Source organism: Halopseudomonas litoralis, assembly GCF_900105005.1.
Lineage (GTDB): Bacteria > Pseudomonadota > Gammaproteobacteria > Pseudomonadales > Pseudomonadaceae > Halopseudomonas > Halopseudomonas litoralis.
Genome location: NZ_LT629748.1, coordinates 1,903,032 through 1,924,310, shown reverse-complemented (window position 1 = coordinate 1,924,310; position 21,279 = coordinate 1,903,032). Strand labels below are relative to the sequence as shown.

The window sequence follows — 21,279 nt, the reverse complement described above, 5'->3', positions numbered from 1 at the left end:
GGACGGGAGGTTATACTGCCTGCCTTTCATTAACCTGAAATTGGATAGCGCGCATGGCCGGAAATACCCTTGGCACTCTGTTTACCGTCACCACCGCCGGCGAAAGCCATGGTCCGGCCCTGGTGGCCATCGTTGATGGGTGCCCCCCGGGCCTGGCGCTGTCTGCCGCTGATCTGCAGCTGGACCTGGATCGCCGCAAGCCCGGCACCAGTCGCCATACCACCCAGCGTCAGGAACCGGACGAGGTGGAGATTCTCTCCGGCGTGTTCGAAGGGCGCACCACCGGCTGCCCAATTGGGCTGTTGATCCGCAATACCGATCAGAAGTCCAAGGATTATTCTGCGATCAAGGATCTGTTTCGTCCGGCCCACGCCGACTACACCTATCATCATAAGTACGGCATCCGCGATTACCGTGGTGGCGGACGCTCGTCTGCCCGCGAGACGGCGATGCGGGTGGCAGCAGGGGCGATTGCGCGCAAGTATCTGGCCAGTCAGGGTATTACCGTACGCGGTTACATGAGCCAGCTGGGACCGATCGAGATTCCGTTCAAGAACTGGGAGGCGGTCAGCCAGAATGCCTTTTTCAGTGCCGATCCGGACAAGGTGCCTGAGCTTGAAGCCTACATGGATCAGCTGCGGCGCGATCAGGATTCGGTAGGGGCCAGGATCACCGTGATTGCCGAAGGCGTACCGCCGGGACTGGGCGAGCCGGTATTTGATCGTCTGGATGCCGAACTGGCCTATGCGCTGATGAATATCAATGCGGTCAAGGGTGTCGAGATCGGCGCCGGCTTCGCCTCGGTCAGTCAGCGCGGCACCGAGCATCGGGACGAGCTTACGCCCGAAGGGTTTGTCAGCAATCATGCTGGCGGTGTACTGGGCGGGATTTCCTCCGGCCAGCCGATTGTCGCTCATCTGGCGCTCAAGCCGACCTCCAGCATCACCACGCCCGGCCGCTCCATCGATACCGCGGGCAACCCGGTCGAGGTGATTACCAAGGGTCGCCATGATCCCTGTGTCGGCATCCGCGCCACGCCGATCGCTGAAGCCATGATGGCCATGGTATTGATGGATCACCTGCTGCGCCACCGGGCACAGAATGCCGATGTGCAGGTTGATACGCCGGTGCTGGGTCAGCTTTGAACTGACCCGCCATGAGCCGGCGTTCATGATGCAGCCCGACCATGGTCTATAGTGGTGGGCAGTCGGAGGTGGAGGGATCATGAATACCAATTTCATTGTCGTCATGGGTGGCATTGCGCTGCTGCTCATCGCGCTGTCAGCCATCAGCAGCATTGCCCAGAGCACCGAATCGCGTAGTGGCAAAACACGCTGGATTGCCTTGGTGGCTCTGTTGCCCCTGGCTGGCTGGGCTATCTGGTGGCAGAAGGGACCGAAGCGCCCATGAGTGAGCTGCACGAAGTGCGCGTGGCGCTGGTAACCGGCGCCGCGCGTGGCATAGGCAAGGGCATCGCCGCCTGCCTATTGCGCGCCGGCTGGTCTGTAGTGCTGGGTGATGTGGACGAGGCGCAGGGGCTGTTGGCTGCTGAAGAACTGGCGCGTCTTGGTACGGTCGAGTTCGTACCGCTGGATGTGGCTGACGAGGCCAGTGTGCAGGCAACTGTCGAGTTGATCGAGGAGGATTTCGGTCGGCTGGACGGTCTCGTCAATAATGCCGGTCTTGCCGATCCGGATAGCGGCCCTCTGGAGCAGTTGAGTCTTGAGTTCTGGAACCGATTGCTGGCAGTCAATCTGACCGGCGCGTTTCTGGTCTCCCGGCAGTGCTTGGAACTGCTGCGTGCGAGTGGTGGTGCCATCATCAATATCGCCTCGACACGGGCGCTGCAGTCGGAGCCGCACACCGAAGCCTACGCGGCGAGCAAGGGCGGGCTGGTAGCACTGACCCATGCGATGGCGGTGAGTCTGGGCCCCGAAGTACGGGTCAATGCGGTGAGCCCCGGCTGGATTGATACCCGCGCCGAAACATCTCAGGTCAATGACCCGCTGCGGCAAGTCGACCATGAGCAGCATGCCGTCGGCAGAGTGGGGCAGCCGGAAGATGTGGGCGAATTGGTAGCGTTTTTATTGAGCCCTGCGGCGGCTTTCATTACCGGGCAGAATATCGTTGCGGATGGTGGCATGACCCGGCAGATGATCTACCGAGAGTAAGCTGCAGATAGAAGTCACCGGCAGGCTTGGGATGGCAGGTGCTGTTGCTTTGCCGTCCCCGGCTCCTCGCACATGTGATGCGGTCGAGCAGCTGGGGATGACAGTCGTAGAACTTACTTCTCGACGAAGGCTCGCTCGATGGCGTAATGCGCCTGCACACCCTGACGGGATTCCTCGAAGCCCCAGCCATCCAGAATGGCGGTCAAGTCCTTGAGCATGGCCGGGCTGCCGCAGAGCATGAAGCGGTCATCTTCCAAGTTTGGCTTGGGCAGACCGATATCCTCGAACAGCTTGCCGCTGGTCATCAGATCCGACAGGCGACCTTCGTTGCGATAGGGCTCGCGGGTCACGGTCGGATAATAGATCAGCTGCTCGCCCACCTGCTCGCCGAAATACTCATGGTTCGGCAGGTCTTCAGTGATCAGCTTCTGATAGGCCAGCTCACGTACCCAGCGGCAGCCGTGAGTGAGGATGACCTTGTCGAAACGCTCGTAGGTTTCCGGGTCCTGGATGATGCTGATGAAGGGCGCCAGACCGGTGCCGGTGCTCAGCAGATACAGGTTGCGTCCTGACAGCACGTTATCCAGCACCAGCGTGCCGGTAGGCTTGCTGCTGATGATGATGTTATCGCCTTCCTTGATGTGTTGCAGGCGCGAGGTCAGTGGGCCGTCCGGCACCTTGATGCTGTAGAACTCCATGGTGTCTTCGTAGTTCGGGCTGGCAATACTGTAGGCTCGCATCAGCGGGCGACTGTCCACCTCCAGACCGATCATGATGAAGTGCCCGTTCTTGAAGCGCAGCCCCGGATCGCGGGTGGTCTTGAACGAGAACAAAGTGTCGGTCCAGTGGTGCACACTGAGGACACGCTCGGTCTTGAATTTGGACATCATTCCCTCCCTAGGGATCTTTGAATTGCGTGCATTCTACCCTTTGACTAATCTACCGGTTAAGTGATTTATTTTTCTATATATAAACGGTAAAACCGATAATGAAGTACACCTTGCGCCAACTGGAAGTCTTTCTGGCCGCTGCCTTTCATGAAAACCTGACGCGAGCCGCGGAAAGCCTGGCGATGTCCCAATCCGCAGCGAGCAGTGCGCTGCGGGATCTGGAGGGGCAGTTCAACATCCAGCTGTTTGACAGGGTGGGCAAGCGTTTACAGCTCAATGAGCTCGGCAAGAGCATTCGCCCCAAGGCCGAGGCGCTGTTGGAACAGGCCCGTGGCCTGGAGGCGGCAATGGGAGGCCACCGGGAGATTGGTCATTTGCGGGTGGGTGCCACCATGAGCGTTGGCAACTACCTGGCGGTCGGGATCATGGCGCGCTATATGCTGGAGCAATCTGGAGCGCGGGTCGAGCTTGAGGTGGCCAATACCTCGACCATCATCCGCAAGCTGGCAAACTTTGAACTGGATCTGGGCTTGATTGAAGGTGAAACGCGCCATCCGGATCTGAAGATGTTGCATTGGCGGGACGATGAGTTGGTGGTGTTCTGCGCACCGGACCATGAGCTGGCGGGCAAGCCCTGGCTGACTGACGAGGATCTGTTGCAGGCTGAGTGGATAGTGCGCGAGCAGGGCTCCGGTACCCGGCAGAACTTCGAGTGGGCCCTGCACGGCTTGTTGCCCCAGTTGAATATCAAGTTGGAACTGCAGCATACCGAGGCAATCAAGCGCGCAGTGGAGGCGGGGTTGGGCGTGGGTTGTCTGTCTGCGATCACGCTGGATGATGCTTTTCGTCGCGGCAGTCTGGTGCCGCTACCGGTACCGCATCGGGATTTTCAACGTGGGCTGTATTTTGTACGTCACCGCAACAAGTTCCTCAGTGCGGGCATGCAGCGCTGGTTGGAGTTGTGTCAGGAAGAGGTGCAATAAAGGCGGCGAGCGAGGCGAGTGATGCGGGTGAATTGAAGGCCCGGGCAGGGTGCCCGGGCTGTGATCGAAGCTGTTACTGTCCAGCCAGTACCAGTTGACCGTCCCGCAGCGGAATCTTTTCACCGGGGTGGCGATCCATGCGTACAGTGCCGGTCTCGTCACCGATGCTGTATTCGACCTGATAGCCGACCAGGTTTTCCTTGTTGTCGTATACGGTTTCGCAGCGCTGTTCGGTAGTGGTATAGGTGCTGCCGGACTGGATGCGCTCCTGGGTCTTGTTACCGGCGTAGCCGCCGGCAGCAGCGCCCGCCACGGTAGCAATTTTCTTGCCGGTACCACCGCCAACCTGATTGCCAAGTACGCCGCCGATCACTGCACCGGCCACGCTACCCAATACCTGATGCTGGTCCTTGACCGGTTTCTGGCGGGTCACGGTTACCTGCTCGCAGACCTCACGTGGGATGCGCTCGTTTTCCTTTATTTCGACAACGTTGATTACCTGCGCGTGGGTGGGTGTCTTGTCGGATAAGGCACTGTAACCGGCAATGGCTCCCCCTGCAGTGGCTACTACAGCGCCGATGATGATGCCTGACAACATTGACTTGTTCATGATGAAATCCCTGTGTACTGCGTTTGTCTGATGCGGTTATCCGCAAAGCTACTTCTGAGACCCTCAGGCGGCGTGCAAGTTCAGCTGTCCTGTTCCGCTTCCATGCGCAGCAGCGCAATGAGCGCCTGCCCGGCGTTGGACAGTGTTCGCCCGCTGTGGTGAATGCAGCCCAGCTGGCGGACCAGCCCGGCGTTGGGAACATGGAGCGCCCGTACCTGAGTATCGATCATGGTCTGCGGCAGCACGCTCCAGGCGAGGCCGATCGACACCATCATCTTGATGGTTTCCATATAATTGGTGCTCATGCTGACCTGCGGGCTGATGCCGTGCCGGTCGAACAGTTGACCCACCACCCTGTGGGTAAAGGTATTGATGCCGGGAAATACTGCCGGATACGCGGCCAGCTCCTGCAATGTCACTTCCTGTCTTTCGGCCAGCGGATGTTCCGGCGCAACGACGAACATCAGGTGATCATTCCAGATGTGCGTGGCAATGATCGGCGCTTCGACTTCCGGCGCAAGGGTAATCACTGCCAGTTCTATTTCGCCTTGCAAGACCTTTTCGTAGGCGACTTCGGAATCAAGGAATTCAATATCCAGCACTACGCCGGGATACGCCTTGGTGAAGCGGCGCAGTATCGGTGGCAGGCGATGCAGGCCGATATGGTGGCTGGTGGCCAGGCTCAGGCGCCCCTTGACGCTGGATGACAGGTTGCCCAAGGCACGTCGGGTATCGTTCAGTGTATTGATGATGAGTTCGGCCCGGGGCTTCAGTGCGCGTCCGGCCTCGGTGAGGCCGACATGCTTGCCGATGCGGTCGAAGAGGCGTGCATCGAGCTGCTGCTCCAGTGTGGCGATGCGCTTGCTGATGGCCGGTTGGGTCAGGTGCAGCTGTTCCGCCGCGCGGGAAAAGGAACCGGTAGCGGCAACAGCGAGAAAGGCAGTGAGGTTGGCAGTATCCATGTGGATTCCAATTGGTTATCCAATGCATGAATATAATGAATTTGTTTTATTGAATGCCAGCTTTTACCATCATCTCGTCAATAAAGAGCTGCCGCCGGGTTTTCCGAGACCGCAGTCATCAGCCGATTCAGGAGATACGCATGTCCGCCAAGACGCTTTACGACAAGCTTTGGGACAGTCATCTGGTCAAGCAGCGCGACGATGGGTCAGCGTTGTTGTATATCGATCGTCATCTGCTCCACGAAGTAACCTCGCCTCAGGCTTTCGAGGGGCTGCGTCTGGCCGACCGGAAGCCGTGGCGCATCGATGCCAACCTGGCTACTCCGGACCATAACGTGCCGACGGTCAACCGTGCTGCGGGCACTTCCGGTATCGAAGATCAGGTCTCCAAGTTGCAGGTCACCACGCTGGATGACAACTGCCGCGATTTCGGCATCATGGAATTCCAGATGACCGACCGCCGCCAGGGTATCGTGCACGTGGTGGGGCCAGAACAGGGCGCCACTCTGCCGGGCATGACCATTGTCTGCGGCGACTCGCATACCGCCACCCACGGCGCCTTCGCTGCCCTGGCTCATGGTATCGGCACATCCGAGGTTGAGCACGTGTTGGCGACCCAGTGTCTGGTCGCCAAGAAAATGAAGAATATGCTGGTCCTGGTCGAAGGCGAGCTGGGCTTTGGCGTGACCGCCAAGGACATCGTACTGGCCGTGATCGGCAAGATAGGGACTGCTGGCGGTAACGGCCATGCCATCGAATTTGCCGGCTCGGCAATTCGCGGCTTGTCGATGGAAGGGCGCATGACCGTCTGTAACATGGCTATCGAGGCCGGCGCTCGCGTGGGTCTGGTTGCCTGTGACGAGAAAACCGTCGCTTACGTCAAGGACCGTCCTTACTCGCCCAAAGGCGAGGATTGGGATAATGCCGTGATCGCCTGGCAAGAGCTGGTATCCGATGCCGATGCCGAGTTCGATACTGTTGTCGAACTGGATGCCGCGCAGATTCAGCCGCAGGTGTCCTGGGGGACTTCACCGGAAATGGTCGTGGCGGTGGATGCCAACGTGCCGGATCCGGCAAAAGAGGCTGATCCGGTCAAGCGCAGTGGCTATCAGCGGGCTCTGCAGTACATGGGCCTGGAGGCCAATCAGCCGATCACCTCCATTGCCTTGGATCGCGTGTTCATCGGTTCCTGCACCAACTCGCGCATCGAAGATCTGCGGGCGGCCTCGATCGTGGTCAAGGGGCGCCGGGTTTCCGGAAGCATCAAGCAGGCGATGGTGGTACCGGGTTCGGGGTTGGTCAAGGAGCAGGCCGAGCGCGAAGGGCTGGACGTGATCTTCAAGGCGGCTGGCTTTGAGTGGCGCGATCCGGGTTGCTCCATGTGTCTGGCGATGAATCCCGACCGCTTGCAGGCGGGCGAGCATTGCGCTTCGACCTCCAACCGCAACTTTGAAGGTCGGCAGGGTAATGGCGGGCGCACACACCTGGTCAGTCCGGCCATGGCGGCAGCGGCAGCGATTGCTGGCCATTTCGTTGATGTAAGAGAGATGCTCAGAGAGGAGGCGACTGCATGAAGGCCTTTACCAAACACACCGGGCTGGTCGCACCCTTGGATCGCGCCAATGTGGATACTGATCAGATCATTCCGAAACAATTTCTGAAGTCGATCAAGCGCACCGGTTTCGGCGCCAACCTGTTCGATGAGTGGCGGTATCTGGATGAAGGTTATCCGGGACAGGACAACTCCGTGCGTCCGCTGAACCCTGATTTCGTCCTCAACCAGCCGCGCTATCAAGGCGCCAGCGTATTGCTTGCACGGGAAAACTTCGGTTGCGGCTCCAGCCGTGAGCATGCGCCCTGGGCGCTGGATGAGTACGGTTTCCGCGCCGTGCTGGCGCCGAGCTTTGCGGATATCTTCTTCAATAACAGCTTCAAGAATGGTTTGTTACCTATTGTTTTGGCTGAAGAAGATATCGATGCGCTTTTTGCGCAGGCTGCGGCTGAAGAAGGCTATCAGTTGACCGTCGACCTGGAGGCGCAAGCCGTTATCCGCCCGGACGGCAAAAGCTACAGCTTTGATATCGATGCCTTCCGCAAGCACTGCCTGCTGGAGGGCCTGGACGATATCGGCCTGACACTGCAGGACGCTGATGCCATTGGTACTTTCGAAGAGAAACACCGGCAGGCGCAACCCTGGCTGTTTGGCGCGATCAAGTGATATAAACCAAAGGTTTACAACAATATGTCAAAGAATATTCTGATTCTCCCCGGCGATGGTATTGGTCCGGAAATCGTTGCCGAAGCGGTCAAGGTGCTGGAAGCTGCCAGCGAAAAATACAACCTGGGCGTCGAGCTGAGCTACGACGATCTGGGTGGCGCGGCCTATGATCGATACGGCACGCCGCTGGCTGACGAGACCCTGGAGCGCGGACGCCAGGCTGACGCTATTCTGCTGGGCGCGGTCGGTGGTCCCAAGTGGGACACCATTGAGCCGGCGCTGCGCCCCGAGCGCGGGCTGCTGAAGATCCGTTCGCAGTTGCAGCTGTTCGGCAACCTGCGTCCGGCGCTGCTGTATCCGCAACTGGCCGAGGCTTCCACCCTCAAACCTGAAGTGGTTTCCGGTCTGGATATTCTCATCGTTCGTGAGCTGACCGGCGGCATCTACTTCGGTCAGCCGCGCGAGCGCCGGGTATTGGACAATGGCGAGCGTCAGGCCTACGACACCTTGCCCTACAGCGAAAGCGAGATCCGCCGTATCGCCACCGTCGGCTTCGACATGGCCCGTCTGCGCAGCAAGAAGTTGTGCTCGGTGGACAAGGCCAACGTGCTGGCGTCCAGTCAGCTGTGGCGCGAAGTGGTGGAGGAGGTGGCCAAGGACTATCCGGATGTGGAGCTGTCGCACATGTATGTCGACAATGCCGCCATGCAGTTGGTCCGTGCGCCCAAGCAGTTCGACGTGATTGTTACCGACAACATGTTCGGTGACATTCTGTCGGATCAGGCGTCCATGCTCACCGGCTCCATCGGCATGCTGCCGTCGGCCTCGCTGAATGCGCAGAACAAGGGCATGTACGAGCCCTGCCATGGCAGCGCGCCGGATATCGCCGGGCAAGGCATTGCCAATCCGCTGGCCACCATTCTCTCGGTATCCATGATGCTGCGCTACAGCTTTGCTGAAGCGGATGCAGCCGATGCCATCGAGAAAGCGGTCAGTCAGGTACTGGACCAGGGCCTGCGTACCGGTGACATCATGGCGGCAGACTGTCGCCAGGTCGGCACCCGGGAAATGGGTGACGCCGTGGTCGCGGCGTTGAAAAACCTGTAACCTGTCGCATTGCTTAATTTGCACCCGGCGCTAACCGGGTGCAATTGTCGAGAATTTTACCCCCTGGGGGTCTGCAGTTATGAAACAAGTTGGTCTGATCGGTTGGCGGGGCATGGTAGGTTCCGTGCTCATGCAGCGTATGCGCGAAGAGAATGACTTTGCATCCATTGATCCGGTATTTTTCACCACCTCCAACGTGGGTGGTACCGGCCCGGATATCGGCAAGGGCATTCCCGAGCTGAAGGATGCTTACGACATCGAAGCCCTCAAGCCCATGGACATCATCATCACCTGTCAGGGTGGCGATTACACCAACGCCGTCTATCCCAAGCTGCGTGCCGAGGGTTGGGAAGGCTACTGGGTCGACGCCGCTTCCGCGCTGCGCATGGAAGATGAGTCGCTCATCGTGCTGGATCCGGTCAACCGTCGGAGCATCGATCAGGCCCTGCGTGATGGCACCAAGACCTTCGTCGGCGGCAACTGTACTGTCAGCCTGATGCTGATGGGGCTTGGTGGTCTGTTCGAGAATGGACTGGTCGAATGGATGACTGCCATGACCTACCAGGCCGCCAGTGGCTCCGGTGCGCAGAACATGCGTGAGCTGATCAACCAGATGGGCGTGATCAACGGGTCGGTTGCCGATAAGCTGGCTGATCCCGCCAGCGCCATCCTGGATATCGATCGCCAGGTGGCAGCGACCCTGCGTGATGACAGTTTCCCGGCTGAGCACTTCGGCGTGCCCCTGGCCGGCAGCCTGATCCCCTGGATCGACAAGCAGCTGCCCAGTGGGCAGAGCCGCGAAGAGTGGAAGGCCCAGGCAGAAACCAACAAGATCATTGGTCGCAGTGGTCGTCCGATTCCGGTGGATGGCATCTGCGTGCGCATCGGCGCCATGCGCTGCCACAGCCAGGCGCTGACCATCAAGCTGAACAAGGATGTGCCGCTGGCGGATATCGAAGCCATGCTGGATGCGCACAATCCCTGGTCCAAGGTGGTGCCGAACGAGAAGGAAGCCACCATTCGCGACCTGACTCCGACCGCTGTGACCGGCACGCTGAAAGTGCCGGTGGGACGTTTGCGCAAGCTGAATATGGGCTCGCAGTATCTGTCGGCCTTTACCGTTGGCGATCAGCTGCTCTGGGGTGCTGCTGAGCCGCTGCGGCGCATGCTGCGGATTCTGCTCGAGGGTTGATTCGCTCCGGGTAGCAACCAATAATTGGGCACCCCCGTATGACGGGGGTGCCCTTTGTGTTTTCAGGATTCAGTCGGGAAAGAATGTCTATGAGCAAGACCGGTGATGTCGCGATAGTGGGTGTGAGTGGCCTGGCAGGAGAAACCCTGCTGAATGTGCTGGATGACCAGGATTTTTCCTTTGCTCGGATTCACCTGCTGGATATCGAGGATCGTGCCGGTGGCCGGCCCATGCTCAAGGGGCAGAGCCAGCGGGTCGAGGTGCTGGAGCGATTTGATTTTTCACAGGTGGCGCTGGTGTTGTTTGTCGATCCCGAATTGGCAATGGGCTGGACAGCCCAGGCGGTTGCAGCCGGTTGTCTGGTGGTGGATGCCTGCGGTGCTTTCCGGCATGACACTTCCGTCCCGCTGGTGGTGGCCGATGTAAACCCCGCAGCGCTGCAGGGTGTTCGTGAGCGCGGCGGCATTGTTGCCTGCCCGGATGCTCAGGTAGTACAGACAGTGACCGCCTTGCAGCCCTTGGTTGCACAGGCGGGTTTGCAGGCCGTTACTCTGGCTACCTATCAGTCCATGTCGACGCTGGGTGGCGACGAGGTCGAGGCCCTGGCGCTGCAGACCGGTCGTCTGCTCAATGGGCAGCCGGCGGAGAAGGGCGCTCTGGAGAAGCAGGCTGCATTCAATCTGATACCGCGGATTGGCGAGGCGGACGAAAATGGAAATAGTCAGCTAGAGTCGCAACTGGCCGAGGATGTACGCCGCATTCTGCAGTTGCCGCAATTGCCGATATCCGCTACCTGTGTGCTGGTGCCGACTTTCTTTGGCAGCGCTCAGGTCATGCAGATTCGCACGCGTGAAGAGCTGACCGCCAAGCGTGCCGCGACCCTGCTGCGCAAGGCGTCCGGCGTCAAACTGCTTGATCGACCGGCCGCGGGCGGTTATCCGACACCGGTAGTCGATGCAACCGGCACTGATCAGGTCTGGGTAGGGCGGCTGCGACAGGATTCTTTTGATCCGCTCAGTATCAGTATGTGGCTTGTGTCTGATAATCTTCGAAAAGGTGTCGCACTTAACAGTCTTGCTGTCGCAGAGTTATTGATAAAAGACCATTTGTAATCGATACTTGCTGCGGATTTGTAACAATCACTTAAGGATTGTCCGGGCAAACACTGATTTTTGGTTTGACTGATTTCAGATTGCCGGTTGCCGGTGGGGGAGAACCGGTAGTGCGGTGATGGAGTTCATGGACGCGTGTAAAACGATAAAGCAAAGGATCTTCGCTATGGTTCGTAAACTGGTTTTGGCTGTCGCCGCAGCTAGTGCCCTGATGTCATCCAATATGGTCCAAGCGCTGGGGATTGGTGAGATCAACCTGCGTTCAGCCCTGAATCAGCCATTGGATGCCGAAATTGAGCTGCTGCAGGTCCGTGACCTGAGCAGCAGTGAGATTCGCTCGGTATTGGCGTCGCCCGATGACTTCGGCAAGGCCGGTATCGATCGTTCGTTCTTCCTCACTGATCTGACCTTTACTCCGGTTGTCAGACAAGATGGCAAGGCCGTCATCAGGGTGACTTCGACCCGCCCGGTCAAGGAACCGTACCTGAATTTCCTGATGGAAGTGCGTTGGCCGTCCGGACGCGTACTGCGTGAATTCACCTTGCTGCTGGATCCGCCGCTGTATCAGCCGGCGCCGGTCGCTGCCAGTGCCCCGATAGCCCGGCCGGCTCCCTCTGCTTCCGGCAATATAGTCCGCCCAGCTCCGGCAAGACCCGCAGCTCAGTCGAGCGCCACCCCGGGGTCCAGCGGCGCTGCTTCCGGTGAGTGGAAGACCACGCGTGCCGACACCTTGTGGGACATCGCGTTGAAGAACCGTCCGCAAGGCGCCAGTGTGCATCAGACCATGCTGGCAATTCAGGACCTGAACCCCACCGCCTTCATCGGCGATAATATCAACAGCCTCAGAGCTGACCAGACGCTGACCTTGCCGAATGCCGAGCAGGCCGCTACCCGCAGCCGCGCTGATGCAGTAGCGCAGGTCGCCAGCCAGACGACCGCCTGGCAGAACCGTCGGCCAGCCACCAAGCCTGCGCCAAGACAACTGGATGCGCGTGAACGGGACGTGGCCGGCGCTGCGCCTGCACAAGCGCGCAACGAAGACTCCCTGCGCCTGCTTTCCGGTACTGATGAGGCGAGCGAGACCAACACGGACTCGGCAGCAGATGGCGAGAACGGTGGCCTGCGTGACGCCCTGGATCGTACCAAGGAGCAGTTGGACTCCACCGAGCGGGAAAAAGATGAACTCAATGATCGGTTGGCCGACATTCAGGGCCAATTGGAAACACTGCAACGCCTGCTTGAGCTCAAGGATGCCCAGCTGGCTGCGCTCCAGAGCGAGCTGAACGGTGATGATGAGCTGCCCGACATTCTGCCGGTGCCGGAAGAAAATGCCCAGGTTGACACTACGCTGGTTGACACCACAGCACTGGCCGACGAGCCGGTTGAAGCCGATCTCCCGTTGGAGCAAGAGGCTGCAGCAGAGTCTGGCGCCGAATCCGGTGAGGCTGAAGAGGACGCCGGGGACACCAGCACCGACGAAGAGCAGATTGCCGTAGCGCCGCTGGCTGTTCCGGCCGAGCAATCACCCGCGGAGCCCGACAGTACCGCTGCTCTGGTGCAACCAGCACCGGTTGCACCGACTGGCGAGGAAGCGCGCATGGATAGCAAATCACCTGAAGCCCTGCTACAGCGGTTCATGCAGAACCAGAGTCTGTTGCTGGGCGCCGGCGTTGTCGCGCTGCTGCTGTTGCTGTTGATTCTGATGGCTATTGCCCGCCGCAACGCCCGCCGTGAGGCCGAACTGGCTGACAATTTCATCGCTCAGACTGCAGTCAGTGGTGAGGATGACAGCAGCGAGAGTGACAACGACGACTTCAATGTGGCCCTAGCCGACGCGCAAGCCGACAGCCAGGAAGACATGGGCATCGCTGAAGACCCGCTTATCGAAGCCGATGCCTTGATCGCCTACGGCAAGCTGGATCAGGCTGCTGACGCATTGCAGTCGGCCATCTACGAGGAGCCGGAGCGTACGGATCTGCGGTTGAAAATGATGGAAGTTGAAGCGCTGCGGGAAAATCCTCAGGGCTATTCCGCCCAGGCCGAAGCCTTGCGCCGCATGGGTGTGGCAGATGCCGCGGTGGAAATGATGAATGCCCGCTACCCCTTGATGGCTGCCGGCCTGATGACAGGTGCAGCATTGATGGATGATGGCAGCGAAGCAGATGTAGAAGAGCTCTCGCTGGAGGAGTCGCTGGAAGACGCGCCAGTCATCGATAACGAGGGCGAGGGTGAAGGCGGAGCCATTGCACTGGATAGTGATGCCGATCAGTTCGACTTCAGCGACTTCGGCCTGGAAGAGGACGCGGCGGCTTCACTGGCGGACTCGGCCGACGAGCAGGGCGCCGGCTTCGATCTGGATTTTGATCTGGATGAAGAGCTGTCTGACCCCGCATCGGCCAACGCAGATACCGATATGTTCGACAGCGCAGCGGATGTCGTGGAGCCGGTCGATGCTCAAGGGGTGTCGCCAGCGCCATCGAACGATGACTTCGAACTGAATCTGGATGATGAGTTGCAGGCGGATAATCTGTTGGCCGAGTTCGAGGCGACGAATCTGGCCGGCTCTGAGGTGACGCAGGATGACGCGCAAACACCGGCCGCGGACGACAGTTTTACCCTTACCGATGATGACCTGGCCGGCTTCGAGGCAGAGCTGCAATCAGTCATGCATGCAGAGGAAGGTGCGGGCGACAACAGTGCCGACCAGGCTTCTGCAGAAATTGAGTCTGACGCTGCGCCAGACGTTACCCTCGATGAGGATCCGATGCCGTCCGACAATCTGGATGATGACGATTTCGACTTCCTGTCGGATACCGATGAATGTGCCACCAAGCTGGATCTGGCCCGCGCCTATATCGACATGGGTGATGAGGAAGGTGCGCGTGATATCCTTGCCGAAGTGGTTGAGGAAGGAAACGAACAACAGCAGCAGGACGCTCGCGAAATGATAGGGCAGATTGGCTGATAGATGAGTAGTACAACGGTAGAAGCGGCCGCCTCCGAGGCGGCCGCTGTTGTTTCAAGGGTAGCTGCCTGCGTTGAATACAGTGGGACAGCCTACCGCGGATGGCAGCGTCAGCAGTCCGGCGTGCGGAGTGTTCAGGAAGCCGTCGAAAAGGCTTTGTCTCGGGTGGCTAATCATCCGATTCAGCTGTTCTGCGCAGGGCGTACCGACGCCGGGGTGCATGCCTCCTGCCAGATCATTCACTTCGACAGTACCGCCAGGCGGGAGCCGATGAACTGGTTCCATGGTGCCAACGCCAATCTCCCTCACGATATCAGTCTGGTCTGGGCGAAGCCGGTGGGCATGGATTTTCATGCGCGCTTTTCAGCCAAGGCCCGGCGCTACCGGTACGTGATCTACAATGATCCGGTGCGTCCGGCGCAGCTCGGGCGTGAGGTCACCTGGAACTACCGGCCGCTGGATATCGAGCGGATGCAGGAAGCTGCACAGGTATTGGTCGGTGAGCATGACTTTACCTCATACCGGGCCGTCGCCTGTCAGGCCAAGTCGCCGGTAAAAACCATCCATCACCTCAAGCTGGTGCGTTTCGGCAAGTTCATTGTGCTGGATATCCGTGCCAGTGCCTTTCTGCACCACATGGTGCGCAATATTGCCGGGGTACTGATGCAGATCGGCTGTGGCGAGCGACCGATCGATTGGGCCGGTGAGATATTGCATGCGCGTGATCGTCGAACCGGTGGCCTGACGGCGCCGGCGTTTGGTCTGTATCTGGTCGACGTAACCTATGCCGATCACTTTGATCTGCCGCAACGCTATCTGGGCCCGCATTTTCTATCGGCACTCAATGAATCGGACTGACTGACGCCCTCAGGGCTGATCTGCTACTATCGTCTGCTTTCCCCATTCAGAGTCTGTGATTGCCTATGGCGCGTATCAAAATCTGTGGCATTACCCGGGTGGAGGATGCTCTGGCGGCAGCTCAGGCCGGAGCTGATGCCATTGGTCTGGTATTTCATGCCGCCAGCCCGCGCGCGGTCAGCATCAAGCAGGCCGGTGCCATCGTTCAGGCGTTGCCGCCCTTTGTCACCGTAGTCGGCCTGTTCGTCGATGCGCCGGAAGCTGACATTCGCGCCGTGCTGGAGCGGGTGCCGCTGGATCTGTTGCAATTCCATGGCGAGGAGCCCGATTCTTTCTGCCAGCGCTTTGCCCGGCCCTATCTCAAGGCTGTACGGGTGCGCCCAGGGGATGACCTGAATGCGCTGGCCGGCAATTGGCCAGGCGCCAGTGGCATTCTGCTGGACAGTTACAAGCCCGGCGTGCCGGGTGGTACCGGAGAGACCTTTGACTGGTCGATGATTCCTTCACAACGTCCCTGGACACTGGTTCTGGCCGGTGGTCTGCAGGCGGACAATGTACGCCAGGCCATCGACATGACAGCGCCATGGGCGGTGGATGTCAGTGGTGGCGTTGAAGCCGCCAAGGGAATCAAGGATGTCGACAAAATCAACGCTTTTATTCATGAGGTGAAGCGTGTCTGATTCAACCCCTATCGATTATGCAAGTGTGCCCGATCAGCGTGGCCATTTTGGCCCCTACGGCGGTCGCTTTGTTTCCGAGACGCTGATGGATGCGCTCGATGAACTCGAAACGCTGTATGAAAAGCTGGTGAAAGATCCCGACTTTCAGGCCGAGTTCGACCGCGATCTGGCCCACTATGTGGGGAGGCCATCGCCGCTCTATCTCGCCGAGCGACTGACCGCAAAGATCGGCGGCGCACAGATCTGGCTCAAGCGTGAAGACCTGAACCACACCGGTGCGCACAAGGTGAACAACACCATCGGTCAGGCGCTGTTGGCCAAGCATATGGGCAAACCCCGGGTGATTGCCGAGACCGGCGCCGGCCAGCACGGCGTGGCTACGGCTACGGTTGCTGCGCGCCTGGGCCTGAAGTGTCAGGTGTACATGGGTGCTGAGGACGTCAAGCGTCAGGCGCTGAACGTCTATCGCATGAAGCTGCTGGGCGCCGAGGTGATTCCGGTTACCTCTGGCTCCAAGACACTCAAGGATGCGATGAACGAAGCCATGCGCGACTGGGTGACCAACATCGATGACACCTTCTACATCATCGGTACTGTTGCCGGCCCGCATCCGTATCCCAAGCTGGTCCGTGACTTCCAGTGCGTGATCGGTCGTGAAGCCCGCGAACAGTGCCTGGCGCAGGCCGGTCGCCTGCCTGATGCGCTGGTTGCCTGTGTCGGCGGTGGCTCCAACGCCATCGGCCTGTTCCATCCTTTCCTGGAAGACCAGGGCGTTGCCATGTATGGCGTCGAGGCCGCCGGTGATGGGCTGGACACAGGCCGCCACGCAGCGCCCTTGAATGGCGGTCTGCCTGGCGTATTGCATGGCAATCGCACTTATCTGATGTCGGATGAGAACGGACAGATCACCGAGACTCATTCGGTATCTGCTGGTCTCGATTACCCGGGAGTGGGACCAGAGCACAGCTGGTTGAAGGATATCGGGCGCGTTGATTACGTTGACGCCACCGATACCGAGGCGCTGGCCGCATTCCGCGAGCTGACCCAGGTCGAAGGCATCATGCCGGCGCTGGAGTCCAGTCATGCAGTTGCCTATGCCATGAAGCTGGCGGCGACCATGCGTCCCGATCAGATCATCGTGGTGAACCTGTCCGGTCGCGGCGACAAGGATATCCATACTGTCGCCGGTATCGACGGCATCAGCATTTGAAGGTGTGACATGAGCCGAATTAAACAGTGTTTTGACACCCTGCGCGCCGATGGCCGTAAGGCGCTGATCCCTTACTTCACCGCCGGCGACCCGAACCCGGAAATGACCTTGCCATTGATGCATGAGCTGGTTGAGGCCGGGGTCGACGTGATCGAGCTGGGGATTCCATTCTCCGACCCGATGGCCGATGGCCCGGTTATCCAGCTGGCCATGGAGCGGGCATTGGCGCACGACGTCAGTCTGCGTGATGTGCTGGATATGGTCCGCGCATTTCGTACCACCAACCAGACCACTCCGGTGGTGCTGATGGGCTACCTGAACCCGATGGAGCGTATGGGCTATCAGGCGTTTGCCGAGCAGGCGGCGGATGCGGGAATTGATGGTGTGCTGACCGTGGATCTGCCGCCGGAAGAAGCTGAAGAGGTGGTGCCGCTGTTCCGTGAGTACGGTCTGGACTGCATTTTCCTGCTGGCACCCACCACCACTCTGGCCCGCGCACGTAAAATCTGTGAGCTGGCCAGTGGTTATGTCTATTATGTTTCACTGAAAGGTGTGACCGGATCGGCCGCGCTGAACGTCACCGAAGTAGCAGAAAAGCTGGAGCAGCTGCGAACCGTTACCGATCTGCCGATCGGCGTCGGTTTCGGTATTGCCGATGGCGCCTCCGCCGCTGCCGTTGGTGCTGTGGCGGATGGCGTGGTAGTCGGTTCGGTTCTGGTCAAGCAGATTGCCGCGCATGTGGGTGATCCGGTGCAGGCCCGGGCCGGCATCACGGCAGTCATCCGCGACATGCGGGCAGCCATGGATCGTTGAGCGACAGCGCATTCGTGTATTTTGGTGAAGCAGACAACAGATAAGGATTGGCAATGAGCAACTGGTTGGTGGATAAACTGATTCCTTCCATCGTGCGTTCCGAGGCGCAGAAGAGCAGCGTGCCCGAAGGGCTGTGGCGCAAGTGCCCATCCTGCGACGCGGTGCTGTACCGCCCCGAGCTGGAAAAGAATCTGGAGGTCTGCCCCAAATGCAGCCATCACCTGCGGATCAATGCGCGCCGTCGTCTCGATATCTTTCTTGATGCCGATGGTCGTACTGAAATTGCCGCCGAACTGGAGCCGGTTGATAAGCTCAAGTTCCGTGATACCAAGAAGTACAAGGATCGCCTGGTTGCAGCCCAGAAGCAGACCGGTGAGAAGGATGCGCTGGTGGTCATGCAGGGCTCGCTCAAGGGCATGCCGCTGGTGGCCAGCGCCTTCGAGTTCAACTTCATGGGTGGCTCCATGGGCAGCGTGGTTGGCGCGCGATTCGTCCGCGGTGCCGAAATAGCCCTGCGTGAACGTATCCCCTATGTCTGCTTCCCTGCCTCCGGCGGTGCGCGGATGCAGGAGGCGCTGTTCTCGCTGATGCAGATGGCCAAGACCAGTGCTGCGCTGGCAAGATTGAAAGAGGAGGGGATTCCCTTCATTTCGGTCATGACCGACCCGGTCTACGGCGGCGTGTCTGCCAGCCTGGCGATGTTGGGGGACCTCAACGTAGCCGAGCCCAATGCGCTGATCGGTTTTGCCGGGCCGCGTGTCATCGAGCAGACCGTGCGCGAGAAGCTGCCTGCAGGCTTTCAGCGCAGCGAGTTCCTGTTGGACCATGGCGCGCTGGACATGATCATCCCGCGTCATGAAATGCGCGACCGGCTGGCAAGTATCCTGGCGCTGCTGACCAATCAGCCGGCCCCGGTCACGAGCGAGCCCGAGCTGCCTATCGCAGACGCGGAAGTGACTGGCGACGTCTGATGCAGGCCATGGGGTTGGCCGATTGGCTGGCGCAACTGGAACGGTTGCATCCGGCAGAAATCGATATGGGGCTGGAGCGGGTGGCCGAAGTGGCCTCCTGTCTCGATGTGTTGGACCCGGCACCGCTGGTGTTCACCGTTACCGGTACCAATGGCAAGGGTTCCACCTGTGCTGCGCTGGATAGCCTGCTTCGGCACGCTGGCCTGCGCAGCGGCTGCTACGCATCCCCGCATCTGGTGCAGTACAACGAACGTGTCAGCATTGACGGTCAGCCGGTCACTGATGCGGATCTGTGTGCTGCCTTTGCGGCTATCGACCAGGCCCGTGGCGCCATTTCCCTGACCTACTTCGAATTCGGCACTCTGGCGGCGCTCTGGCTGTTCAAGCGCGCCGGACTTGATGCTGTGGTACTGGAAGTGGGGCTGGGCGGGCGTCTGGACGCGGTCAATGTGGTGGATGCCAATGTGGCAGTGGTCACCAGCATTGGTCTGGACCATAGCGATTATCTGGGCCATGACCGCGATTCGGTAGGCTATGAAAAAGCCGGCATTCTGCGCCAGGGTCGCCCGCTGGTGTGTTCGGAAATTGATCTGCCTCCGCGTTTTGTGCAGCGGGTGAACGAGCTGCAGGTAGGCATGCTGCAGCGGGGTCGCGAGTATGGGTGGACGCCCGGCAGGGAAGGTTCCTGGACGCTTTTCGGCAAGGGCGGTGAGCGAGCCACCCGGCATATCGAGATGCCGCCGGTCCGTCTGCCTCGCGACAACCTGTGTTCAGCCGTTCAGGCTTTCTGGGCTGCCGGCCTGGATATGCCTGACGAGACTATTGCTGCCGCGCTGGTCGATGCCTTCGTTCCGGGGCGACTGGACCATCGCACATTGCATTGGAATGGTCAGGTGCGCGAGCTATGCCTGGACGTGGGGCATAACCCCCAGGCTGCCGCCTTTCTGTCAGCGCATCTGGCAGCCAGGCCGGCCCGCCGCATTGCGGTTTTTGGTTTGTTGGCGGACAAGGACCTCGAAGGCATCCTGAAGCAACTGAGCCGCCAGTTCGATTCCTGGGCGGTGGCGCCTTTGCCGAGTCCGCGCTCGCATGATGCGCAGCGACTGGCGCAACAATTGAGCGCGGGCGGAGAAACTGCCATGGCGTTTGGCTCCATCGGTGAGGCGATTGCATACCAGCTGGATAACTCGCCTGCCGACACAGAAATCGTGATTTTCGGGTCGTTTTTCTCGGTTTCCGAGGCCATACTCTGGCTTAACGATCAGACCGGCGGAGACAGATAATGGATGAAGGCCTCAAACAGCGCATCATAGGTGCCTTGGTATTGGTGGTGGCAGCGGTGGTATTCCTGCCCATGTTGCTGTCCGGGCAGGATGAAACCGAGCAGGTCGAGGTGGAGGTGCCGGAAGCGCCGGTGCTGGACGAGCGTGAGATTGCCGTCGCCGTACCGCCGATATTGCCCGAACCGGCGCCCGTGCCGGATATGCCACAGTCCGCTCCGGGTGACAGCACTGCCACACCGTTGCCGCAGACCGCTTCTATCGAGCCGGCCGCGCCGGTGGTCACCGAGCCGGACTCTGCAGTGACCCCATCAGAGCCGGAACCGGAGCCTGCGCCAGTCGAGCAGCCGCCAGCGGCCGCAGTTACTGCTGGCGGCTGGGTGATCCAGCAAGCGAGTTTCTCCAGTACCGAGAATGCCGACAGCTTCCGCCAGACGCTGGCCGGCCAGGGCTACAACGCCTATACCCGTTCCGCGCAGTCGAATGGCAAGACTATTGTGCGAGTTTTCATCGGTCCGCTTGAGAGCCGCGAGGCGGCTGCCAGAGTGCGCGATGAGCTGCAGCGCCGCCATCAGAGCAAAGGTCTGATTCTGGCTCAGGACGACGGCAACCGCGCCCGCTGAAGAGTCTCCACAGGCATCGGCAAATCAGTGATGCCTGTGGAGCTGTTCGCGATTGCCTGTTTCGATGCGATGCACGGCTCTGGTAGAATACGTTTTTCGTTATTGGATGCCTTACCGTGACATTAGCCGGCGTTGACTGGGCCATAATCGCTGTAATTTCCGTCTCCGCTCTGATCAGCCTGACCCGTGGCTTCGTCAAGGAAGCATTGTCTCTGTTGACCTGGGTCATCGCCGGGCTGGTTGCCTGGGTGTTCGGTGGCGCATTGGCGGACCTGTTGACTGGTTACATCGATACACCGTCCATCCGGGTGATCACGGCCTGCGCCATTCTTTTTGTATTGACCTTGATTCTCGGTGGTCTGATCAATTATCTGATCGGTCAACTGGTGTTGGTGACCGGACTGACCGGAACCGATCGCTTTCTCGGTATGGTGTTCGGTGCGGCGCGAGGTGCGTTATTGGTTGTGGTGGCCGTCGGTTTGCTGAGTCTGGCGCCGGTGCAGGCCGATGTCTGGTGGCGTGAATCGGCTTTCATTCCTCATTTTCTGTTGGTGGCGGACTGGTCGAAGAACCTCATTCTCGGTCTGGTCGGACGCTGATATCGGGCGTCGACCTTTGCTGCTGATATTTTTCA

Annotated in this window: 21 protein-coding genes; 18 read left to right on the top strand and 3 right to left on the bottom strand. The window is 59.7% G+C overall.

What is annotated here, in order from left to right; all coding sequences use genetic code 11:
• The first annotated feature begins 53 nt into the window (after positions 1-53).
• The 3 genes from aroC (at position 54) to BLU11_RS09310 (ending at position 2,171) form a co-directional block, all read left to right on the top strand.
• Positions 54-1,145, top strand: a complete 1,092-nt coding sequence (gene aroC, locus BLU11_RS09320; RefSeq protein ID WP_090273084.1) for a chorismate synthase — start codon at positions 54-56, stop codon at positions 1,143-1,145.
• A gap of 79 nt (positions 1,146-1,224) precedes the next feature.
• Complete coding sequence (locus BLU11_RS09315) at positions 1,225-1,410, top strand: PLDc N-terminal domain-containing protein (RefSeq protein WP_090273083.1); 186 nt, start codon at positions 1,225-1,227, stop codon at positions 1,408-1,410.
• Entirely contained in the window at positions 1,407-2,171 is a 765-nt protein-coding gene (locus tag BLU11_RS09310) for an SDR family oxidoreductase (RefSeq protein ID WP_090273082.1), read from the top strand. The genes BLU11_RS09315 and BLU11_RS09310 overlap by 4 nt, the downstream gene beginning before the upstream one ends.
• A 113-nt stretch (positions 2,172-2,284) precedes the next feature.
• On the opposite strand, the gene BLU11_RS09305 is transcribed toward BLU11_RS09310, so the two are convergent.
• Entirely contained in the window at positions 2,285-3,058 is a 774-nt protein-coding gene (locus tag BLU11_RS09305) for a ferredoxin--NADP reductase (protein WP_090273081.1), read from the bottom strand.
• 101 nt (positions 3,059-3,159) lie between these two features.
• Between BLU11_RS09305 and BLU11_RS09300 the strand changes: the two genes are divergently transcribed.
• On the top strand, positions 3,160-4,044 hold the full coding sequence (locus tag BLU11_RS09300; protein WP_090273080.1) for a LysR family transcriptional regulator: 885 nt from the start codon (positions 3,160-3,162) through the stop codon (positions 4,042-4,044).
• Between the two features lie 73 nt (positions 4,045-4,117).
• On the opposite strand, the gene BLU11_RS09295 is transcribed toward BLU11_RS09300, so the two are convergent.
• Together BLU11_RS09295 and BLU11_RS09290 are read right to left on the bottom strand one after the other, a co-directional pair.
• Positions 4,118-4,654 (bottom strand): glycine zipper 2TM domain-containing protein, encoded by a 537-nt coding sequence (locus tag BLU11_RS09295; RefSeq protein WP_090273079.1) that lies wholly within the window; start codon positions 4,652-4,654, stop codon positions 4,118-4,120.
• An 80-nt stretch (positions 4,655-4,734) separates the two neighbouring features.
• A complete protein-coding gene (locus tag BLU11_RS09290) occupies positions 4,735-5,616 on the bottom strand; it encodes a LysR family transcriptional regulator (protein WP_090273078.1) in 882 nt (293 codons plus the stop codon).
• Positions 5,617-5,756: 140 nt separating this feature from the next.
• On the opposite strand from BLU11_RS09290, the gene leuC reads away from it, so the two are divergent.
• From leuC to BLU11_RS09220, 14 genes are all read left to right on the top strand, one after another.
• Positions 5,757-7,190, top strand: coding sequence for a 3-isopropylmalate dehydratase large subunit (gene leuC / locus BLU11_RS09285; protein ID WP_090273077.1), 1,434 nt, complete (start codon positions 5,757-5,759; stop codon positions 7,188-7,190).
• Positions 7,187-7,834 (top strand): 3-isopropylmalate dehydratase small subunit, encoded by a 648-nt coding sequence (gene leuD, locus BLU11_RS09280; protein ID WP_090273076.1) that lies wholly within the window; start codon positions 7,187-7,189, stop codon positions 7,832-7,834. Before leuC ends, leuD begins: the two co-directional genes overlap by 4 nt.
• 24 nt (positions 7,835-7,858) lie before the next feature.
• Positions 7,859-8,941, top strand: coding sequence for a 3-isopropylmalate dehydrogenase (gene leuB / locus BLU11_RS09275; protein ID WP_090273075.1), 1,083 nt, complete (start codon positions 7,859-7,861; stop codon positions 8,939-8,941).
• Between the two features lie 79 nt (positions 8,942-9,020).
• The gene (gene asd, locus BLU11_RS09270) at positions 9,021-10,133 is read left to right on the top strand and encodes an aspartate-semialdehyde dehydrogenase (protein WP_090273074.1); all 1,113 of its coding nucleotides are present in this window, start codon (positions 9,021-9,023) and stop codon (positions 10,131-10,133) included.
• Positions 10,134-10,222: 89 nt separating this feature from the next.
• A complete protein-coding gene (locus BLU11_RS09265) occupies positions 10,223-11,245 on the top strand; it encodes an aspartate-semialdehyde dehydrogenase (RefSeq protein WP_157718642.1) in 1,023 nt (340 codons plus the stop codon).
• Between the two features lie 166 nt (positions 11,246-11,411).
• Positions 11,412-14,210: a FimV/HubP family polar landmark protein gene (locus BLU11_RS09260; protein ID WP_172828684.1), complete on the top strand. Its 2,799-nt coding sequence runs from the start codon at positions 11,412-11,414 to the stop codon at positions 14,208-14,210.
• A 3-nt stretch (positions 14,211-14,213) separates the two neighbouring features.
• Positions 14,214-15,068 carry a tRNA pseudouridine(38-40) synthase TruA gene (gene truA / locus BLU11_RS09255; RefSeq protein WP_090273071.1) on the top strand — a complete coding sequence of 285 codons (855 nt, stop codon included), beginning with the start codon at positions 14,214-14,216 and terminating at the stop codon, positions 15,066-15,068.
• Between the two features lie 59 nt (positions 15,069-15,127).
• Entirely contained in the window at positions 15,128-15,748 is a 621-nt protein-coding gene (locus BLU11_RS09250) for a phosphoribosylanthranilate isomerase (protein WP_090273070.1), read from the top strand.
• Complete coding sequence (gene trpB / locus BLU11_RS09245) at positions 15,741-16,958, top strand: tryptophan synthase subunit beta (protein WP_090273069.1); 1,218 nt, start codon at positions 15,741-15,743, stop codon at positions 16,956-16,958. Before BLU11_RS09250 ends, trpB begins: the two co-directional genes overlap by 8 nt.
• A gap of 9 nt (positions 16,959-16,967) precedes the next feature.
• Complete coding sequence (gene trpA, locus BLU11_RS09240; protein ID WP_090273068.1) at positions 16,968-17,771, top strand: tryptophan synthase subunit alpha; 804 nt, start codon at positions 16,968-16,970, stop codon at positions 17,769-17,771.
• Between the two features lie 53 nt (positions 17,772-17,824).
• Complete coding sequence (gene accD / locus BLU11_RS09235) at positions 17,825-18,742, top strand: acetyl-CoA carboxylase, carboxyltransferase subunit beta (protein WP_090273067.1); 918 nt, start codon at positions 17,825-17,827, stop codon at positions 18,740-18,742.
• A complete protein-coding gene (gene folC / locus BLU11_RS09230) occupies positions 18,742-20,025 on the top strand; it encodes a bifunctional tetrahydrofolate synthase/dihydrofolate synthase (RefSeq protein WP_090273066.1) in 1,284 nt (427 codons plus the stop codon). The genes accD and folC overlap by 1 nt, the downstream gene beginning before the upstream one ends.
• Positions 20,025-20,645 carry an SPOR domain-containing protein gene (locus BLU11_RS09225; RefSeq protein WP_090273065.1) on the top strand — a complete coding sequence of 207 codons (621 nt, stop codon included), beginning with the start codon at positions 20,025-20,027 and terminating at the stop codon, positions 20,643-20,645. The genes folC and BLU11_RS09225 overlap by 1 nt, the downstream gene beginning before the upstream one ends.
• A gap of 116 nt (positions 20,646-20,761) precedes the next feature.
• Complete coding sequence (locus BLU11_RS09220; protein WP_090273064.1) at positions 20,762-21,244, top strand: CvpA family protein; 483 nt, start codon at positions 20,762-20,764, stop codon at positions 21,242-21,244.
• The last annotated feature ends 35 nt before the right edge of the window (positions 21,245-21,279 follow it).

Coding starts and splice junctions, on each gene's coding strand:
- aroC (WP_090273084.1), top strand. CDS start 54: ATGGCCGGAAATACCCTTGGCACTCTGTTTACCGTCACCACCGCCGGC.
- BLU11_RS09315 (WP_090273083.1), top strand. CDS start 1,225: ATGAATACCAATTTCATTGTCGTCATGGGTGGCATTGCGCTGCTGCTC.
- BLU11_RS09310 (WP_090273082.1), top strand. CDS start 1,407: ATGAGTGAGCTGCACGAAGTGCGCGTGGCGCTGGTAACCGGCGCCGCG.
- BLU11_RS09305 (WP_090273081.1), bottom strand. CDS start 3,058: ATGTCCAAATTCAAGACCGAGCGTGTCCTCAGTGTGCACCACTGGACC.
- BLU11_RS09300 (WP_090273080.1), top strand. CDS start 3,160: ATGAAGTACACCTTGCGCCAACTGGAAGTCTTTCTGGCCGCTGCCTTT.
- BLU11_RS09295 (WP_090273079.1), bottom strand. CDS start 4,654: ATGAACAAGTCAATGTTGTCAGGCATCATCATCGGCGCTGTAGTAGCC.
- BLU11_RS09290 (WP_090273078.1), bottom strand. CDS start 5,616: ATGGATACTGCCAACCTCACTGCCTTTCTCGCTGTTGCCGCTACCGGT.
- leuC (WP_090273077.1), top strand. CDS start 5,757: ATGTCCGCCAAGACGCTTTACGACAAGCTTTGGGACAGTCATCTGGTC.
- leuD (WP_090273076.1), top strand. CDS start 7,187: ATGAAGGCCTTTACCAAACACACCGGGCTGGTCGCACCCTTGGATCGC.
- leuB (WP_090273075.1), top strand. CDS start 7,859: ATGTCAAAGAATATTCTGATTCTCCCCGGCGATGGTATTGGTCCGGAA.
- asd (WP_090273074.1), top strand. CDS start 9,021: ATGAAACAAGTTGGTCTGATCGGTTGGCGGGGCATGGTAGGTTCCGTG.
- BLU11_RS09265 (WP_157718642.1), top strand. CDS start 10,223: ATGAGCAAGACCGGTGATGTCGCGATAGTGGGTGTGAGTGGCCTGGCA.
- BLU11_RS09260 (WP_172828684.1), top strand. CDS start 11,412: ATGGTTCGTAAACTGGTTTTGGCTGTCGCCGCAGCTAGTGCCCTGATG.
- truA (WP_090273071.1), top strand. CDS start 14,214: ATGAGTAGTACAACGGTAGAAGCGGCCGCCTCCGAGGCGGCCGCTGTT.
- trpA (WP_090273068.1), top strand. CDS start 16,968: ATGAGCCGAATTAAACAGTGTTTTGACACCCTGCGCGCCGATGGCCGT.
- accD (WP_090273067.1), top strand. CDS start 17,825: ATGAGCAACTGGTTGGTGGATAAACTGATTCCTTCCATCGTGCGTTCC.
- folC (WP_090273066.1), top strand. CDS start 18,742: ATGCAGGCCATGGGGTTGGCCGATTGGCTGGCGCAACTGGAACGGTTG.
- BLU11_RS09225 (WP_090273065.1), top strand. CDS start 20,025: ATGGATGAAGGCCTCAAACAGCGCATCATAGGTGCCTTGGTATTGGTG.